Origin of the sequence: Streptomyces sp. NPDC088116 (assembly GCF_044741745.1) — a bacterium.
Taxonomy (GTDB): Bacteria; Actinomycetota; Actinomycetes; order Streptomycetales; family Streptomycetaceae; genus Streptomyces.
In genome coordinates, this window is sequence record NZ_JBIUTF010000007.1 from 523,346 (window position 1) to 539,554 (window position 16,209).

At 70.6% G+C, this 16,209-nt stretch carries 15 protein-coding genes and 2 pseudogenes; 5 read left to right on the top strand and 12 right to left on the bottom strand.

What is annotated here, in order from left to right; all coding sequences use genetic code 11:
* Positions 1-2 precede the first annotated feature (2 nt).
* Positions 3-533 (bottom strand): hypothetical protein, encoded by a 531-nt coding sequence (locus ACIOJD_RS28485; protein WP_401918709.1) that lies wholly within the window; start codon positions 531-533, stop codon positions 3-5.
* On the bottom strand, positions 458-835 hold the full coding sequence (locus ACIOJD_RS28490; protein WP_401918878.1) for a winged helix-turn-helix transcriptional regulator: 378 nt from the start codon (positions 833-835) through the stop codon (positions 458-460). The genes ACIOJD_RS28485 and ACIOJD_RS28490 overlap by 76 nt, the downstream gene beginning before the upstream one ends.
* 121 nt (positions 836-956) lie before the next feature.
* Here ACIOJD_RS28490 and ACIOJD_RS28495 point away from each other — a divergent pair, with 121 nt between their 5' ends.
* Positions 957-1,832: an NAD(P)-dependent oxidoreductase gene (locus ACIOJD_RS28495; RefSeq protein ID WP_401918711.1), complete on the top strand. Its 876-nt coding sequence runs from the start codon at positions 957-959 to the stop codon at positions 1,830-1,832.
* A gap of 251 nt (positions 1,833-2,083) precedes the next feature.
* On the opposite strand, the gene ACIOJD_RS28500 is transcribed toward ACIOJD_RS28495, so the two are convergent.
* The 4 genes from ACIOJD_RS28500 to ACIOJD_RS28515 form a co-directional block, all read right to left on the bottom strand.
* Positions 2,084-3,019 carry an ABC transporter substrate-binding protein gene (locus tag ACIOJD_RS28500; protein ID WP_401918880.1) on the bottom strand — a complete coding sequence of 312 codons (936 nt, stop codon included), beginning with the start codon at positions 3,017-3,019 and terminating at the stop codon, positions 2,084-2,086.
* Positions 3,020-3,115: 96 nt separating this feature from the next.
* Positions 3,116-3,781, bottom strand: coding sequence for an ABC transporter permease (locus tag ACIOJD_RS28505; RefSeq protein ID WP_401918713.1), 666 nt, complete (start codon positions 3,779-3,781; stop codon positions 3,116-3,118).
* Between the two features lie 6 nt (positions 3,782-3,787).
* Positions 3,788-4,447: an ABC transporter permease gene (locus tag ACIOJD_RS28510; protein ID WP_401918714.1), complete on the bottom strand. Its 660-nt coding sequence runs from the start codon at positions 4,445-4,447 to the stop codon at positions 3,788-3,790.
* Entirely contained in the window at positions 4,444-5,694 is a 1,251-nt protein-coding gene (locus ACIOJD_RS28515; RefSeq protein ID WP_401918881.1) for an ABC transporter ATP-binding protein, read from the bottom strand. Before ACIOJD_RS28515 ends, ACIOJD_RS28510 begins: the two co-directional genes overlap by 4 nt.
* A 186-nt stretch (positions 5,695-5,880) precedes the next feature.
* Here ACIOJD_RS28515 and ACIOJD_RS28520 point away from each other — a divergent pair, with 186 nt between their 5' ends.
* From ACIOJD_RS28520 to ACIOJD_RS28530, 3 genes are all read left to right on the top strand, one after another.
* Positions 5,881-7,530, top strand: a complete 1,650-nt coding sequence (locus ACIOJD_RS28520; RefSeq protein ID WP_401918882.1) for an aromatic amino acid ammonia-lyase — start codon at positions 5,881-5,883, stop codon at positions 7,528-7,530.
* A 73-nt stretch (positions 7,531-7,603) separates the two neighbouring features.
* On the top strand, positions 7,604-8,440 hold the full coding sequence (locus tag ACIOJD_RS28525) for a MurR/RpiR family transcriptional regulator (protein ID WP_401918716.1): 837 nt from the start codon (positions 7,604-7,606) through the stop codon (positions 8,438-8,440).
* A 648-nt stretch (positions 8,441-9,088) separates the two neighbouring features.
* Positions 9,089-9,655 (top strand): hypothetical protein, encoded by a 567-nt coding sequence (locus tag ACIOJD_RS28530; protein ID WP_401918718.1) that lies wholly within the window; start codon positions 9,089-9,091, stop codon positions 9,653-9,655.
* Between the two features lie 108 nt (positions 9,656-9,763).
* On the opposite strand, the gene ACIOJD_RS28535 is transcribed toward ACIOJD_RS28530, so the two are convergent.
* From ACIOJD_RS28535 to ACIOJD_RS28560, 6 genes and pseudogenes are all read right to left on the bottom strand, one after another.
* Entirely contained in the window at positions 9,764-10,138 is a 375-nt protein-coding gene (locus ACIOJD_RS28535) for a hypothetical protein (protein WP_401918720.1), read from the bottom strand.
* A 222-nt stretch (positions 10,139-10,360) separates the two neighbouring features.
* The gene (locus tag ACIOJD_RS28540) at positions 10,361-10,753 is read right to left on the bottom strand and encodes a roadblock/LC7 domain-containing protein (protein WP_401918721.1); all 393 of its coding nucleotides are present in this window, start codon (positions 10,751-10,753) and stop codon (positions 10,361-10,363) included.
* A gap of 83 nt (positions 10,754-10,836) precedes the next feature.
* Positions 10,837-11,580 carry a transcriptional regulator gene (locus ACIOJD_RS28545; protein WP_401918883.1) on the bottom strand — a complete coding sequence of 248 codons (744 nt, stop codon included), beginning with the start codon at positions 11,578-11,580 and terminating at the stop codon, positions 10,837-10,839.
* Between the two features lie 212 nt (positions 11,581-11,792).
* Positions 11,793-11,972 (bottom strand): annotated as a pseudogene (locus ACIOJD_RS28550) (hypothetical protein); the annotation flags it as partial.
* A 264-nt stretch (positions 11,973-12,236) separates the two neighbouring features.
* A pseudogene (locus ACIOJD_RS28555) lies at positions 12,237-12,428 on the bottom strand (hypothetical protein); the annotation flags it as partial.
* A gap of 302 nt (positions 12,429-12,730) precedes the next feature.
* Positions 12,731-14,182 (bottom strand): diaminopimelate decarboxylase, encoded by a 1,452-nt coding sequence (locus ACIOJD_RS28560; RefSeq protein WP_401918722.1) that lies wholly within the window; start codon positions 14,180-14,182, stop codon positions 12,731-12,733.
* 147 nt (positions 14,183-14,329) lie between these two features.
* Between ACIOJD_RS28560 and hutU the strand changes: the two genes are divergently transcribed.
* Positions 14,330-15,988 carry a urocanate hydratase gene (gene hutU, locus ACIOJD_RS28565; RefSeq protein ID WP_401918724.1) on the top strand — a complete coding sequence of 553 codons (1,659 nt, stop codon included), beginning with the start codon at positions 14,330-14,332 and terminating at the stop codon, positions 15,986-15,988.
* Positions 15,989-16,209 lie beyond the last annotated feature (221 nt).

Sequence of the window (16,209 nt, forward strand, 5' to 3'; positions counted from 1 at the left end):
GCTTACGCCAGCGTGTTGTCCGGCCGGTCCAGCCAGGCCGTTCGCGTGTCGGGGGTGACGGTCAGTCCGTAGCGGTCGATCGTCGGCCGGCCCGCACGCAGCCACTGCCGGCGGGCGGCGGTGACCTCGTCCCAGAGACGGCGCGGGCCGTGCTGAGCGACGTGGAAGGTCCGGCTCCGGAGGCCGTCGTAATCGACGCTCGCCCAGCTGGTGGCCGCGTCGTCGGCCAGCCAGAGCCTGGTGTGAGCGCCGTCCGCTTCGGTGTCCCAGGAGTACCAGGCGCCCGGGACCGTCAGGCCGATGTGGAAGTCCAGGGCCGGTTCGGCACCGGCGACGGCCCAGGGGGAGAGGGATGTCGTACTGGTTCGTGGGGTCTGGCCGGGGCGCAGTACGTCGCGGTGCAGCTCGACATCTGTGCGCTGCCTGGGTGCGCACTTGCCCGGTGAACCATCCGCTTCTATCGCCGAGCTGTCGCGGCAACGTCGCCGGAGACCTTTTCGGCCCCAATCCGTCGCATGCGTTCGGTGCCCCATTCTCCCAAGGAGGCCAGGGCCGCGTTGAGTGAGACGCCGTGCTCCGTCAAGGAGTACTCGACCTTCGGCGGTACCTGGCGGTACACCTCACGATGCACGAGCCCGTCTTCTTCCATCTCCCTCAGATGCTGAATCAGCATCTTCTCGCTGACACCAGGCAGACCACGTCGGAGCTCGGCGAACCGGCGGGTCCCGTGGTGGTGCAGTTCCCAGAGGATGAGCGACTTCCACTTGCCGGCGACCACATCCATCGCCGCGTCGATGCCACAGAAATAGGGACCCCGCCGCGCTGAAGTCGCCATCCGCCCCCCCAAGAGGTACTTACTCACAGGTGAGTACCTGACTAATTTGTCCGTACTGGTCAACTCTACTGGCTGCGGAGAGGATCGAGCCGAAGGACAAACACGAGGGGGAGCGCCGAAAATGACAACGGACAACAGCGTCCAGGTGAGTGTTCTCGGGCTGGGGGCGATGGGAAGCGCTCTCGCGGGCGCCCTGGTGAGGGCCGGACACGCGACCACATGCTGGAACCGCTCACCGGGGAAGGCGGACGACCTCGTTGCGCAGGGCGCCAAGGCCGCCGACACGGCCGGAGACGCGGTCCGGGCCGGCCGATTGGTGATCGCATGCCTGCTGGACCACGCGTCGGTCCATGAGGTGCTCGTTCCGCTCTCCGATGAGCTGGCCGGACGAACCCTGGTCAACGTGACCACGACATCACCCGCTCAGTCACGAGAGCTGGCCGACTGGGCCGCCCGAGCCGGGGTCGCGTATCTGGACGGCGGCATCATGGCCGTACCGCAGATGATCGGCCGGCCCGGGGCGTCGATCCTCTACAGCGGATCGGCCGAAGTCTTCAATCAGTACAGGCCGCTGCTCGACCTATGGGGAACCAGTACCTACTTCGGTGAGGATGCCGGGCTGGCGTCCCTGTACGATCTCGCCCTGCTCGCGGGCATGTACGTCATGTTCGCCGGATTCATGCACGGCGCCGCCATGGTTGCGCCGGCCGGAGTGACGGCGGGCGAGTTCGCTGCCGAGGCCACACCTTGGCTGACCGCCATGACCGGCGCCTTCCAAGGATTCGCCGCAGTCATCGACGGCGGGGACTACACCGTCGAGGGGCAGCAGAGTCTCCAGTTCTCCAACCTCGGTGACCTCCTGGCCGCCAGTTCCGACCAGGGCATCAGCACCGAAGTGGTCACCATGGTCCAGCGGCTCATCCAACGCCAGATTGATGCAGGCCACGGGGAGGAAGGCTTCGCCCGAATCATCGAGAGCATCAAGCAACCGGGCTGAGAACTCGCGCGGACGGGCGTGGGCCGTGCGCTGTGGCAGCAGTGCCCCGCATTGTTCTCACAGCGGATCGGCCGGCCAAGATGGCAGTGCAGGCACAGGTCTCCCCAGTGGTCACAGAGCGTCGCAACTCCATGATCACCAAATCCTCTGCCTGCTCTACTGCCAGGGGTGATCTTCGCGCCTGTCTGCGCGAGCTCTCAGTGATGTGCCCGGGTGAAGGCCCTGGGTGACTCGCGGGGGGGCCTGACCCGTCAGTTCTTCGCGAGGCCGTGGCCGGCCGCCCAGGAGTTCGCGACGTCCTCCGGGTCCTTCTTGTCCTTGTCGACCTCGCGGTTCAACTCGGTCAGGTGCTCCGTCGTGAGCGTGCCGCCCAGCCGGGCCAGGGCCTTGCGGACCGTCGAGTCGGCCTTGCGGTCGGCTATCAGGGGGACGACGTGCTGGCCCGGGACGAGGTTCTTGGGGTCGGTCAGTACGACCCAGTCCTCGGCGGCTATGTCCGTGTCCGTCGTGAAGAGGTTGGCGACATCCACATCGCCCTTCTTCAGCGCGCCCTTGACCAGGGGGCCCGAGGAGTCCAGCGACTTGAACTCCTTGAACTCCACGCCGTACACCTCCTTGAGGCCGACCACGCCCACGACCCGCTTCTTCACTTCCGGCGCCGCGCCGATGACCAGCTTGCCGTTCTGCTTCCTCAGGTCGGCCAGGGTCCGCAGGCCGTACGTTTCGGCGGTCTCGCGGGTGACGGCGAAGGCGTCGGAGTCCTCGGCCCTGCCGTACGGGAGGACCTGGAGGCCCGCGGGGAGCGCGATGGCGAGGGCGTTCTGCATGTCGCCCTCCTCCGTGGCGGTGGCCTTCGGGGAGAGGTAGTGCAGCAGCGCGCCCTGGTATTCGGGGAGCAGGTCGATGTCGCCGCCCCTGAGCGCGGGGATGAGGATCTCGCGGGTGCCGAGGTTGGGGCGGACGGTCGCCTTCACACCGGCGGCGGTGAGGACGGCCGCGTAGAGGTATCCGAGGACCTGGTTCTCGGTGAAGTTGGCGGTGCCGATGATGACGCCGCCCGTGCTGGAGCCGCCGCCCCCGCCGCCGTCGGCGTCTCCCTTGAGGCTGGTGATGCCACCGCCGCACGCGGCGAGTGCGGGTACGGAGGCCGCGGCGAACAGGCCGCCGAGCAGCGTGCGCCGGTTCAGCGGTGGCTTGGCACGGGAGTTGGCGGACGGACCTGTGGGTGGGTGCGTCGCCGCGTTCGTGGACGCGTGCGTGGGTGAGTTCATCGCGGGGTCTCCCTAGGCGGCGGTGCGGTGGCGGAACAGGATGCGCTGGAGCCCGGCCAGTGCCAGGTCCAGGACGACGGCGACGACCGCGACCAGCACCGCCCCGCCCAGCACCTGGACGAGGTCACGCTGCGCCAGGCCGTCGAAGACGTACCGTCCCAGCCCGCCGAAACTGACGTACGCGGCGATCGTCGCCGTCGCCACCACCTGGATCAGCGCGAGCCGCAGCCCGGTCATGATCAGGGGGAGCGCGAGCGGGATCTCGACCTGGAGCAGCACCTGATGGCCGCGCATGCCCTGGCCCCGGGCCGCGTCCTTCACCTCCGGGTCGACGGCCGTCATCCCCGCGTACGTGTTCGTCACGATCGACGGGATCGCGAGCGCGACCAGCGCGACGTACACCGGGGTCATGGACAGGCCGCTGGCCAGAAAGACCAGGACGACCAGGCCGACCGTGGGCAGGGCCCGGCCGAAGGAGGCCAGGTTGATGGCGATGAACGCGCCGCGTCCGGTGTGCCCGATCAACAGGCCGAGCGGCAGCGCGATCACGGCCGCGATGAGGGTCGCGAGCAGGGAGTACTGGAGGTGCTCGGCGAGCCGGTGGCCGATGCCGTCGGGGCCGGTCCACTGATCGCCGGCCACCAGCCAGGCGCCGAGGTCCTTGAAGAGTTCGTACATGTCGGCTCAGGCCTTCCCACGCTGTGAATGCCGCCGCCGCGTCCAGGGGGTCAGCGCGTACTGCACGGCGACGAGCAGCGCGTCCGCGACCAGAGCGAGCAGCAGGGTCAGTACGACACCGGCCACCACCGGGGTGGGGAAGTTGCGCTGGAAGCCATCGGTGAAGAGCTGGCCGAGGCCGCCGTCACCGATGTACGTGGCGACGCTGACCAGCGAGATCGACATGACGGTGGCGATCCGTACGCCCGCCATGATCACGGGGAGCGCGAGGGGCAGTTCGACCGTGAGGAGCGTACGAAGAGGGCGCGTGCCCATGGCCACGGCCGCCTCGCGCGCCTTGGCCGGTACGGAGTCGAGTCCTTCGACGGTGTTCCGCAGCAGGACGACGAGCGTGTAGATCGTCAGGCCGATGACGGTGGTGGTCCTGGTCAGTCCGGAGACCGGCAGCAGGAGGACGAAGACCGCGATCGACGGGATCGTGAACAGGACGTTGGACAGCCCGAGGAGGAAGCCGCGCAGAGGGCGGACCCGGTGGGCGAGGACGGCCAGGGGCAGGGAGATCAGCAGCCCGAGGAGTACGGCGGTCAGGGCGGCCTGGAGGTGGGAGAGGGTGAGGGTGGCGAGATCGCCCGCGTGGTCGGATATCCACGACCATTGGACGGTCATGAGGCCGCGCCTTCGGGCTTGGGGAGATCCTCGGACGTCGAAGGGCCTTCGGACTTGGAGGGGGCTGAGGACTTCGAGGGGGCTGAGGACTTCGAGAGGCGCGCGGTCGGTGCTGCCGGGTCTGCCTGTGCCTCGTCCGCCCGCCCTGAACCGCCCGCCCGCGCCGCCTCGTCCGCCCGCGCCGCTTCCTGGTGCCTGCGGCCCGCGTGCTCGTGGATCGCCTCGCGTGACGTGACCCCGGTCAGTACGCCGTCGGCGTCGACCCGGGCTATCAGGCCCGCCGGGGACGCGATCGACTCGTTCAGCGCCGCGAGCAGCGAGTCCGTGTCACGCAGTGGGCGTACGGGAGTCAGCGGGCCGCCGGGCGGGGTGTCCCGGTCGCGCCAGCCGAGCGGTTCGTCCCGGGCCGAAACGACCAGGTGCGGGCCGTGGTCCCGCACCGGGGCCGGCTCGTCCTCCCGTACCGTCGTCGCCCGCTGGGCCGGAACCTCCGCCAGCGTCGTCAGCGACAGCAGCTTCAGCTCGCGCTCCGCGCCGAGGAAGTCCGCGACGAACGCGTCCGCCGGGCGGGCCAGCAGTTCGGCGGGCGCGGCGCACTGCACCAGATGGCCCCCCGTACGGAACACGGCTATCCGGTCACCGAGCCGTACCGCCTCGTCGATGTCATGGGTGACGAAGGCGATGGTCTTGTTCAACTCCTTCTGGAGGCGCAGCAGTTCGTCCTGGAGCTGGGTCCGTACCACCGGGTCGACCGCGCCGAACGGCTCGTCCATCAGCAGCACCGGCGGATCGGCGGCCAGTGCCCTCGCCACGCCCACGCGCTGCTGCTGGCCGCCGGAGAGCTGGTGCGGGTAGCGCTTGCCGGCGTCCGCCGCTAGCCCCACCGTCTCCAGCAGCTCGGCCGCCCTCGCGCGGGCCTTCTTGCGGCCCCAGCCCAGCAGCAGCGGGACGGTCGCGATGTTGTCGAGGACCGTCCGGTGCGGGAAGAGGCCCGACTGCTGGATGACGTAGCCGATACCGCGCCGCAGTTCGGCGGCGTCCTGTTCCAGGATGTCCCGGCCGCCGAGGCGGATGGTGCCTGAGGTCGGGTCGACCATGCGGTTGATCATGCGGAGCGTGGTCGTCTTACCGCATCCGGAGGAGCCGACCAGGACGGTGATGCCGCCCTCGGGCATCTCCAGCGTGAGGTCGTGGACCGCTGTGGTGCCGTTGGGGAAGCGTTTGTTCACCGCGTCGAATGTGATCATCAGTCGTCCCTTGCCCGCGTCCCTTGCCTGGCTGCATATAGTCATGCAGAGTTCTTGGTGGCTGAATAGATTGTCAATGCCCCGGGGTAAATCACTGGTTACGGATGGCCGCAGGGCAAGACGTAGCGTCCGATAAGGAGGCGTTCGCGCATGATGTCGTCCCGCATGGTGGACCCGTCGGCGGTCATGGATCCGAGTATCGGCGCCGGTGCGAGTGCGAGTACCGGCACCGGCGTCGCGGTCGTCGTGCTGGACGGACAGAGCCTCCCGGTCGCCGATGTCGTACGGCTGGCCGACGGTACCGCCCGTCCGGTACCCGGCACCGAGGCCATGAAGCGCGTCGAACAGTCCTGGCACGTCGCGCGCGAGCTGGCCGCGTCGGGCCGGGTGTACGGGCGCTCCACCGGCGTCGGCGCCAACCGTACCGAGGCCGTCCCCACCGAGGCCGCCGCCGACCACGGACTGCGCCTGCTGCGCAGCCACGCCGGGGCCATCGGCGAGCCGCTGCCCGCCCGCGAGGTCCGCGCCATGCTCGCCGTACGGGCCAACCAACTGCTGGCCGGCGGGGCAGGGCTGCGGCCGACCGTCGTCACCGCGCTCTGCGAGGCGCTGGAGTGCGGCGCGTACCCGCTGGTGCACGAATTCGGCTCGGTCGGTACGGGCGACATCGCGGCCCTCTCCCAGATGGGCCTCGCCCTCGCCGGTGAACACCCCTGGCGGGGCGGTCACGACGGACGCGACGGGCGTGACGGGCAGGGCGGGCACGGCAGTCAGGGCGGGCACGGCGGGCGCGCCCCCGCGCCGCAGCCCCTCGACAACAACGACGCCCTCGCCCTGATCAGCAGCAACGCCCTCACCCTGGGCCAGGCCGCGCTCGCCCTGCACGAACTGCGCCGGCTCGTCTCCGCCACCGAAGTGGTCGCCGCCCTTTCGCTGTTGGCCGTCGACGGCTCGTACGAGGCGTTCGCGGAACCCGTGCACGCCGCCCGCCGGCACACCGGTTCGTACGCCGTCGCCGCCGGCATGCGCGCGATCCTCGGCGCCCCCGAGCGGCCGGGACCGCCGCTCGGCCGGATCCAGGACCCGTACGCGTTCCGCTGCGTCCCGCAGATCCACGGCCCCGCGCGCGACGCCGCCGACACGCTGGAGAGCGCCCTCGCCGTCGAGATCAACGCCGCCGCCGAGAACCCGCTGATCCGCCCCGGTACGGAGCTGGACCCGATCCCCGCCGCGTACCACCACGGCGGCTTCTACCTGGCCCAAATAGCCCTGGCGCTCGACCACTTCAGGCTCTCGCTCGTACAGACCGCCCGGCTGTCCACCTCCCGGCTCTCCGCCCTGAACGAGCCCGGCTTGACCCGGCTGCGGCCCTTCCTCGCCGATGCCGAGCCCGCCAGCTCGGGCGTGATGATCCTGGAGTACGCGGCCGGAGCGGCCCTCGGCGATCTGCGGGCGTACTCCGCCCCCGCCTCCCTCGGGCACGCGGTCCTCTCCCGGGGCGTCGAGGAGCAGGCCAGCTTCGCCTCGCTGGCCGCGCGCCAGACGCTGCGCGTGGCGAGCGCGTACCGTCTGGTCGTCGGCTGTGAACTCGTCGCCGCCGTACGGGCGTTGAGGCAGCGCGGACTGCGGCCGGAGCCGGGTCTTCCGGTCGGCCGGGCCTTCGCGCTGGCCGAGACCGTACTGGACGAGGAGGTCATCGACCGGCCGTTGACCGATGATGTGACGGCGGCTGCCGCGCTGCTCGACCGGTTCACCGAGGTGATGGACGGTGGCGCGTACGACGAAGATCCGATGGCCGATGTGACGACCGATGACAACCGACGTGACGAGCGATGACGATTGATGCGGCGAGTGACGTGACCACCGATGTGACCACCGATGTGACGACCGAACCGGCCAGGGGGAGCGCATGAGCGACAGCCCCGCCGCCCGGCTTCAGCAGCTCTTCGAGGGCCACCGGCTCACCCCCACCCAACGGCGCATCGCGCACAGCATGGTGCGGCAGGCCGCCGACGCGCCGTTCCTGTCGAGCGTCGAGCTGGCGGAGCTGGCCGGAGTCAGCCAGCCGTCCGTCACCCGCTTCGCGGTCGCCCTCGGCTTCGACGGTTACCCGGCGCTCCGTAAGCACCTCCGGGAGGTCGCACCGGCCGAGCCGGCGGCGGGGGAGTCCGCGTACAACGAGTACCAGCAGGCCGTACAGGGCGAGATCGAGAACCTGCGGCAGCTCGCCGAACTGCTCGCGGACCCCGCTCCCGTCGAACGGGCCGGGCGGCTGCTCGCCGCCTCCCGGACGCTGCCGGTCCTGGGGCTGCGCGCCGCGTCCGCGCAGGCGCGCGGCTTCGCGTACTTCGCGGCCAAGGTCCATCCGGACGTACGGCTGCTGGACGAGGGCGGCACGATGCTCCTCGACCGGATCGACACGGCCAGGAACGCGGGCGCGAGCGCGCTGCTCTGTTTCGCGCTGCCGCGCCATCCCAAGGAGGTCGTGGAGGCGCTGGCCTACGCGCGATCGGCCGGGCTGACGGTGGTGACGGTCGCCGACTCGGCGTTCGCGCCGGTCGCCGCGCACAGCGATCTGCTGATCCCGGCGGCGGTGGGCACGGGCCTCGCCTTCGACACGGCGTGCTCGCCGATGCTGCTGGGGCGGGTGCTGCTGGAGGCCATGTGCGACGGGCTGCCGGACGCACAGGTACGACTGGAGGAGTTCGACGCGCGGGCGGCGGCACGGGGGCTGTTCGTGGAGTAGGGGCTTTCGCTGGTTTCCAGATGTCTGTGCTCGGGAGCCGCCGGACAGGCCCTAAAGCCGGGGGTCGGGCAGGAAGTGTTCTCGCGGCCCTGAGGCAAAGGGCGACGCCTTGCGTTTCCTGGGTGATTCGCACTCACAGCACGGCAATCGCGCCACCTGCGTCAGCCCTGCGCGTGGCGAGTAGGTATACAAGTCCCTGACCACTCCCGGGCACTCCATCGTTCCGCACGGACGAGATGCCCACACCGCGGAACGACCCCCGCCGTTCGAGACCGAGTGATTGCAGAAGAGGCAGGGGAACGGGTGCAGACCGTCCTCGTTCTCGATGTAGGCGATCGCGTCAGGCCTACCGCACCCCGGGCAGATCCATGCCATCTCAGAACTCCCTCGGCCGACAGGGTTCGAATCATGGTCCGGACTCTTGATCCGGCGCGGGCGATCGGACCGCGATTCACTCCTGCGTGTGGGGACTCCCCGCAGGCGGCGCCGGAGGGACCCGCGGGAATCACCGGCCTCCTGGCAGACGTTCGTCAACGCCGTCAACTACCGGGCCCTTTCCGCCTGATACTTCCCGATACTTAAGGGAACCCTCAGAGAACGCCATTACCCTTCGCCGCGAAACGGCTTCGACGGCTGAGGAGGCAGGTAGTGGGTCGCGGCGGGCAGTCTCTGGCACGGGTGGCGGTGGTCGTACGGGCCGGAGCGGTCCCCTTGTGGTGGCTCGGGGTTCTCGCCACCGGTATCGGGGTCCTGCCGTCCGGACTGACCGGCCGCGGGATCGGCGTCTGGACCGGGGCGGCGCTCTTCGTGGTGTGTGCCGCCGTCGTCGCGCTCGTACGGCGCCGTAGATACAGCGCGTGGGCGGACGGTGCCACGCGGGCGGGGAAGTTCGACTTCCTCCAGGATCGTGCTGTGACCCTGCGGAACTGGCGGCGGGCCCACCGGTGGTGGCTGCTGGCCGGGTTCCTTGTCGCCGTGGGAAGTTCGTTCGCGCTGCCCGCCGCCGGAGGCCCGGCCCTGGCGGGCGCAGGCGTCGGGCTGTGGCTCAAGTCGGCGTGGCTGGGCCGCCGGGAGCGCCGGGACGAGGCGCTGCTGTGGGTACGTACCGACTGGGCCGGATCCGGGCAGCCCGTCGGCAAGCGGGTGAAGGGCTACCGGACCACGGGCCTCGGGGCCGGTGACGCCGTGCCGGGCGGGGCACGGCGCCGCCGCTGAACCACGGGGTGCTGAACCGGCAGTGGTTGACGGGGAGTTGGCCCTGCCGGTCCGGCTCGGGATCCTAGGCCCGCTCGGGACCGTACCGCCGCGACGTGCCTCGCCCGCTCAGACCTCCAGCGCGGCCTCGATCTTCATCAGCTGATGGCGGGCCATCGCCAGGTTCGCCCGACGCTTGTCCAGGGCCAGATAGAGGAACAGGCCACTGTTCCCCCGCCCCTTGAGCAGCCGGATCAAGTGGTACTGACTGCCGAGTGTGATCAGGATGTCCTCGATCTCGTCCTTGAGGCCGAGCAGTTCCATCGTGCGGACCTTCGCCCGGACCACATCGGTGTTGCCCGCCGCGGCCACCGCCAGGTCGAGATCCTTGCTCCCGCCGACCGTGCCTAAGGCCATGCCGCTGGAGTAGTCCACGAGGGCGGCCCCCAGGGCACCCTCGATGAGAGTGGTCGCTTCCTTGAGAGCGGCTTCGGTGTTGGCCATGGATGTCGCACTTCCTTTCGATCTGGTGGGGGTCCGGCGAGTTCCGGACGCCCGGGTGGTGCGTGGTGTCCGCGGCGTACGGGGTGTACGGGGAGGAGCGGGAGAAGATGCTGGTGGAGTCGGGGATTCCGCGAGCTTCGGGGGCGGGAGCCTCGGGGACGGGAGCTTCGGGGACGGTGGCTTCGAGGGCGGGGGCTTCGGGGGCGGGGGAGGGGCCATGGCTCAGGCGTTCTCCAGCCGTTCGAGGGCGCCGTCGACCAGTTCACCGATCCGGGCGCTGGACCGCCGGGCCTCCAGATGCAGCCGTCCCACGTTGATGCGGGGTTCGGCCAGGAGCGTCAGGACGGCCGCCGATCCCGCCGCGTAGGTGGCGACATAGCCCAGCTCGCCCCGGATCAGCAGTTCCCGGAAACCGCCCTGGCCGGTGGTGTCCGTCAGCCGGAGGGAGACACCCAGCGCGGCGGCGGTGAGCGCGGCCACCCCTTCGGCCTCGACATCGGCCATGTCCTGGGCCAGCACCAGACCGTCGGCACTGGCCGCGAGCGCCCCGGTCAGCTGGGGGAGGCAGGCCCGCAGGCGCCTGAGTTCACCGAGTACATCGGGTTCCGCGGTCATCAGCAGTCTCCTCTCGGCACGCTGCCGCAGAGCGCGCCTCATGACGGTTCTGCGAGGGCCCGGGGGGTCGCGGGGAGTCAGAGTCACAGGCTTGCCTCCAGGGCGTCACGGAGCCGGCGCAACAGGGCGATGTCCGGGTCGGCCGAAACCGTCGCGACCCAGGAGGGAACCGTCGCGGGCGTGGCCGCCACCGGTTCGTCGGGTGTCTCGACCAGTCCCGCGGCGGCCAGCCGCCGGACATCGAGCAGGGTGTGGAACGCGGGCCGGCCCAGGGCCCAGGCGATGGCCACGGGGGTGCGTACGCCGTCCGCCAGTTCCAGCAGGGCGCGCTGTCTGCGCGTCACCGCCTGGCCGGGCGCGGGTTTTCGTGTCACGACGGGCGCGGTGTCGACGGCCGCGTACGGCCAGACCTGGTCGAGGAGTTCGCGCCGGCGCAGCGTCTCGCGCTCGACGGCCGTCGTGGACACGGGCCGTACGGGACCGATCCAGTGCGCCACGCCGTAGCGGAACCGGGTCGGGCCACTGCCCTGGGAGAGTACGAAGAAGGCGGCGTCGAACAGCGCGCCCAGATGGCATATCTCCAGCTCACCGCTTTGGAGACGGCCGCTGTCGACGAGGAACCGGCCGACCTGGCGGCGGGTGCCGGCCCGGTTGATCGCCTCTTCCCAGCCCGCGCGCGGCAGTCGGCCGCCGACGGTGAGCAGGACGTCGATGCCGGGGGCCGCGGGGCTCTCGGCGTGTACGACGCGGCCGTCGGTCAGATAGAGCGTGCCGTGGTCGCGAAGGAGGGCTCCGGTGGCGCGTTCGCCGGCCAGCCGTACGAGCATCGGGGAGACGGTGGACTGGAGGGGGTCCGGAACGGGTGCCGGGTGCGGAGCCTCGGCGGCCGGTGATCCCTGGGGTGTTGGGGAGCCCTGGGGCAACTGGGCCGCCTGAGGGGGCTGCGAGTCCTGGGGGGTCTGCTGGGCGTGAGAGGCCTGGGACGCCTGCGATGCCTGTAAGGCCTGGGACTCCTGTGAGGATCGGGAGGCCTGGGCGGTCATCCGAGCACCAGCCGTTCGGCGAGCTGTCCCAGCCGTAATCGGGCCAGTGCGAGGTTTCCGGTGTCGCGGTCGAGCCACAGATGCAGGAAGACGCTGCTGTCGAACGTCGTCTCCACGAAGCTCAATATGTGGTAGCCGGTGCGGGTGGTGACGATCAGGTCCTCGACGGGCGGGCCCTTGTCACGGCCGGCGGAGTCGGTGCCTTGGGCGGCTGAGGCGGCTGAGGCGGCTGTGGTGCCTGAGGCGGCTGTGGTGCCTGGAGTGCCTGGAGTGCCCGAGGTTCTTGTCATGGCGGAGGAACCTGGGGTGCCCGAGGTGCTCGTACCACTGGTGTCGCCGGTTCCGCCCGTGTCGCCGCCGACGGGTCTTTGCGCCTTCGCGGCCCCGGCGGCTGTCGTCGTGACTGCCGCCGCCATGGTCGTGGTTCTCACGGTGGCGACCGGGGCGAACGCCGTGTACTCCGCCGCCGCCCTGGCCAGTTCGGCCGTTTCGGCGGCCGTGGCCTCATGGTCACCGTTCGGGGATTCCCCCGCCGTACCCAGCGCGAGTCCGCTCGTCCAGTCGACGATCGCCGCACCGCGCGCTCCTGGCAGGCTCATGGCCTCTTTCAGGCATGCATCGATTCCGGGCACACGGACTCCCCTCCCAGCAGGGCGTACGGGCGCACTGTTGTGCGGCTGTGACCGTGAGGTTACGCAACGTCCGCGCGAGGAACAGGGGTTCTGGCATTTTCCAGCCGAACATGACCTCCGTCGAGGGCAACAGGCAGGAAAATGGCCGGACTTGACCGCTCAATGGAGGTCTTGTCCACGTACCACATGCTTGGGCGCTCGCAGCCTCAGCCGACGGTCCTCTCCCGCTCGCGCGCACGGCCGGTCCGCGCCGGTCCTCTCCCGGTCCCCCGGTCCGCTGCCCGTCCCCGTCGGACCTCGGGTCAGCCGTCCAGCAGTGCGTCCGCGTACGCCCCGCCCGACTCGGCGACGATCTCCTCGACGCGCTGTGGTGCCCGTACGGTCGCGAAGCGCACCTCGCCACCGGACGTCTCCGTGAAGCCGTGGACGCCGGGCCGGGCCAGGCTGTTGTAGGCGTAGTGGTTGGTGAAGTAATAGGCGCCGGTGTCAAGGGCGGCGACGAGATCGCCCTGCTCCAGCCGCTGCACCGGCCGGTTCTCGGCGAGCAGGTCGCCCGCGAAACAGGCCGGGCCCGCGATGTCCTGCGCCACGGCGGGGCCCGTCCTGGGGCGCCCTTCGGTGTCGTACGCGGCGATGCGCAGCGGCCAGGAGACCGGGTCGTAGACGGTACGGGTGGCGACCTGCGCGCCCGCGTGGGTCACCGCGATGGGGCGGCCCCCGGCGGACTTGACGTACTCGACGCGCGCGAGCACCAGGCCGTGCTTGGCGAGCAGAGAACGGCCGAATTCCGTCACCAGTCCGTAGCGGCCGTCCAGCAGTTCGGGGACGGTGTCCTTCAGGAGTCGCGCGTACGCGGCGTACGTCGGAGTCTCCTCGTCGGAGGCGAAGTTGACCGGGAGGCCGCCGCCGATGTCGAGGGTGTCGATCTGCCGGCGGCCGGCGGCCGCGTTGATCTCCTCGGCGAGTTCGTAAACGGTCCGCACGCCCCGCGCCATGAGTTCGAGCGGGACGCCCTGCGAGCCGGAGTGGGTGTGCAGCCGGGTCAGCCAGGGGCGGTCCAGGTATGCCTGTACGACCCAGGCGCGGGCGCCCTCGTCGCGCAGGGCGACACCGAACTTGGAGGTGGTGGTCGCGGTGGACAGGGCGCCGATCGAACCCCCGCCGATCTGCGCGTTGATCCGCAGCCCGACGGGCGAACGCATCGGTCCCGACCCCACCAGGGAATCGATCCGGTCCAGCTCCTGCGGATTGTCGGCGTTGACGGCGATCCCGAGCGCCAGGGCCTCGCGCAGCTCGGCGGTGGTCTTGGCGGGGGAGTCCAGGACGGTGCGGTCGGCCGGTACGCCCGCCGCACGGGCGAGCGCCAGCTCCCCCGGGCTGGCGACCTCGGCGCCGATGCCCTGCGCGTCGAGCAGGCGCAGCAGCGGCACGAGAGGCGCGGCCTTCACGGCGAAGGCGTGCAGGACGGGGGTGCCGGGCGCGGTGATTTCCTCGAAGGCGGTACGGAGCGCGGCGGCGGAGGCTCGGATTCCGGCCACGTCGAGGAGGGCGACGACGGGCTCGGTCTCGGAGATCAGCCCCTGTTCCACGGCGGCGCGCACGGCCAGGTCGCGGGCGCGCACGGCCAGGTCGCGACGGACCGCCGAGGCGGTGGGATCCCCGGCGGGACGGTCCGCGCCCTGCTCCGGGTCCCGCTCCCCGCCGTGTCGTGCGCCGTGTTCCCCGCTCTGACTGTTGTGCTGAAGCGAAGCCATGAACGTCAGCCAATCATCCGGCGGGCGACCACGCAGCTGTTGACTACATCTATTCATCACGTAAGGATGTGAATAGAAAGGCCAACAGGCACGCGACAGGCACGCAACGGGTACGCCCAGCAGGCACACCACGGAGGAGGCACCGCCATGTCAGGACCCCGGCCCGTACGGGCTCCGCGCGGTACGGAACTGAGCGCCCTGGGATGGCAGCAGGAGGCCGCCCTGCGCATGCTCCAGAACAACCTCGACCCCGAGGTCGCCGAACACCCCGACAAACTCGTCGTCTACGGCGGCACCGGCAAGGCCGCCCGCGACTGGCGCTCCTTCGACGCCATGGTCCGTACGCTGCGCACCCTCAAGCAGGACGAGACGATGCTCGTCCAGTCCGGCCGCCCGGTGGGCGTGATGCAGACCCACGAGTGGGCGCCGCGCGTCCTGCTCGCCAACTCCAACCTGGTCGGCGACTGGGCGAACTGGGAGGAGTTCCGGCGCCTGGAGGCCCTCGGGCTCACCATGTACGGGCAGATGACGGCCGGGTCGTGGATCTACATCGGCACGCAGGGCATCCTCCAGGGCACGTACGAGACGTTCGCCGCCGTCGCCGCGAAGAAGTTCAACGGCACCCTGGCCGGGACGATCACCCTCACCGCCGGGCTGGGCGGCATGGGCGGCGCCCAGCCGCTCGCCGTGACCATGAACGACGGGGTCGCGATCTGTATCGACTGCGACCCGCGCGCCATCGAGCGCCGGATCGAACACCGCTACCTCGATGTGAAGGCCGACAGCCTGGAGCACGCGCTCCAACTGGCAACCGAGGCCCGCGACGCGCGCCGGCCGCTCTCCATCGGCCTGCTGGGCAACGCGGCGGAACTGCTCCCGCGCATGCTCGCCGAGGGCGCCCCCGTCGACATCGTCACGGACCAGACCTCCGCGCACGACCCGCTGGCGTACCTGCCGCTGGGCGTCGACTTCGACGACATGGCCTCGTACGCCACCGAGAAGCCCGCCGACTTCACCCTGCGCGCCCGGGAGTCGATGGCGCGGCACGTCGAGGCGATGGTCGGCTTCATGGACGCGGGCGCCGAGGTCTTCGACTACGGCAACTCGATCCGGGGCGAGGCCCAACTGGCCGGATACGAGCGGGCTTTCGCCTTCCCCGGCTTCGTGCCTGCCTATATCCGGCCACTGTTCTGCGAAGGCAAGGGCCCGTTCCGCTGGGCGGCCCTGTCCGGCGAGGCGTCCGACATCCACAAGACGGACAAGGCGATCCTCGACCTCTTCCCGGAGAACGAGTCCCTCCACCGCTGGATCAGGATGGCGGGCGAACGCGTCCACTTCCAGGGCCTGCCGGCCCGGATCTGCTGGCTCGGCTACGGCGAGCGCGACAAGGCGGGCGAGCGCTTCAACGACATGGTCGCCTCCGGCGAACTCGCCGCCCCGCTGGTCATCGGCCGTGACCACCTGGACTGCGGCTCGGTCGCCTCCCCGTACCGCGAGACCGAGGCGATGCTCGACGGCTCCGATGCCATCGCCGACTGGCCCCTCCTCAACGCCATGGTCAACGTCGCCTCCGGCGCCTCCTGGGTCTCCCTCCACCACGGCGGCGGTGTCGGCATGGGCCGCTCCATCCACGCCGGCCAGGTCTCCGTCGCCGACGGCACGAAGCTCGCGGGCGAGAAGATCCGCCGCGTGCTGACGAACGACCCGGGCATGGGCGTCATCCGCCATGTCGACGCGGGCTACGACATCGCGGAGTCGGTCGCCGAGGACCGCGACGTCCGCATCCCGATGCGGGAGGACGCGTGACGCGCCACGACGGGGTCGACGAGGGTGCCGACGGTAGGGCCGACGGAAGGGCTGACGGTAGGGCCGACGGAAGGGCCGACGGAAGGGCTGACGGTAGGGCTGATAAAGGGGCCGGCCACGGGCTCAGTGACGGGACCGGCGAGGGGGCCGACGGAAGGGCCGGCCGAGGGTCCGGCGAAAGGCCCGACCCGGGTGCCGGGCAAGGGCAGAACACGCGGCCC

What these genes read in the sequence shown, in the direction of transcription:
- hutU (WP_401918724.1), top strand. Translation starts at nt 14,330, where the DNA reads ATGTCAGGACCCCGGCCCGTACGGGCTCCGCGCGGTACGGAACTGAGC.
- ACIOJD_RS28545 (WP_401918883.1), bottom strand. Translation starts at nt 11,580, where the DNA reads ATGCTCGTACGGCTGGCCGGCGAACGCGCCACCGGAGCCCTCCTTCGC.
- ACIOJD_RS28535 (WP_401918720.1), bottom strand. Translation starts at nt 10,138, where the DNA reads ATGGCCAACACCGAAGCCGCTCTCAAGGAAGCGACCACTCTCATCGAG.
- ACIOJD_RS28520 (WP_401918882.1), top strand. Translation starts at nt 5,881, where the DNA reads ATGGATCCGAGTATCGGCGCCGGTGCGAGTGCGAGTACCGGCACCGGC.
- ACIOJD_RS28485 (WP_401918709.1), bottom strand. Translation starts at nt 533, where the DNA reads ATGGGGCACCGAACGCATGCGACGGATTGGGGCCGAAAAGGTCTCCGG.
- ACIOJD_RS28540 (WP_401918721.1), bottom strand. Translation starts at nt 10,753, where the DNA reads ATGACCGCGGAACCCGATGTACTCGGTGAACTCAGGCGCCTGCGGGCC.
- ACIOJD_RS28525 (WP_401918716.1), top strand. Translation starts at nt 7,604, where the DNA reads ATGAGCGACAGCCCCGCCGCCCGGCTTCAGCAGCTCTTCGAGGGCCAC.
- ACIOJD_RS28495 (WP_401918711.1), top strand. Translation starts at nt 957, where the DNA reads ATGACAACGGACAACAGCGTCCAGGTGAGTGTTCTCGGGCTGGGGGCG.
- ACIOJD_RS28505 (WP_401918713.1), bottom strand. Translation starts at nt 3,781, where the DNA reads ATGTACGAACTCTTCAAGGACCTCGGCGCCTGGCTGGTGGCCGGCGAT.
- ACIOJD_RS28515 (WP_401918881.1), bottom strand. Translation starts at nt 5,694, where the DNA reads ATGATCACATTCGACGCGGTGAACAAACGCTTCCCCAACGGCACCACA.
- ACIOJD_RS28490 (WP_401918878.1), bottom strand. Translation starts at nt 835, where the DNA reads ATGGCGACTTCAGCGCGGCGGGGTCCCTATTTCTGTGGCATCGACGCG.
- ACIOJD_RS28560 (WP_401918722.1), bottom strand. Translation starts at nt 14,182, where the DNA reads ATGGCTTCGCTTCAGCACAACAGTCAGAGCGGGGAACACGGCGCACGA.
- ACIOJD_RS28510 (WP_401918714.1), bottom strand. Translation starts at nt 4,447, where the DNA reads ATGACCGTCCAATGGTCGTGGATATCCGACCACGCGGGCGATCTCGCC.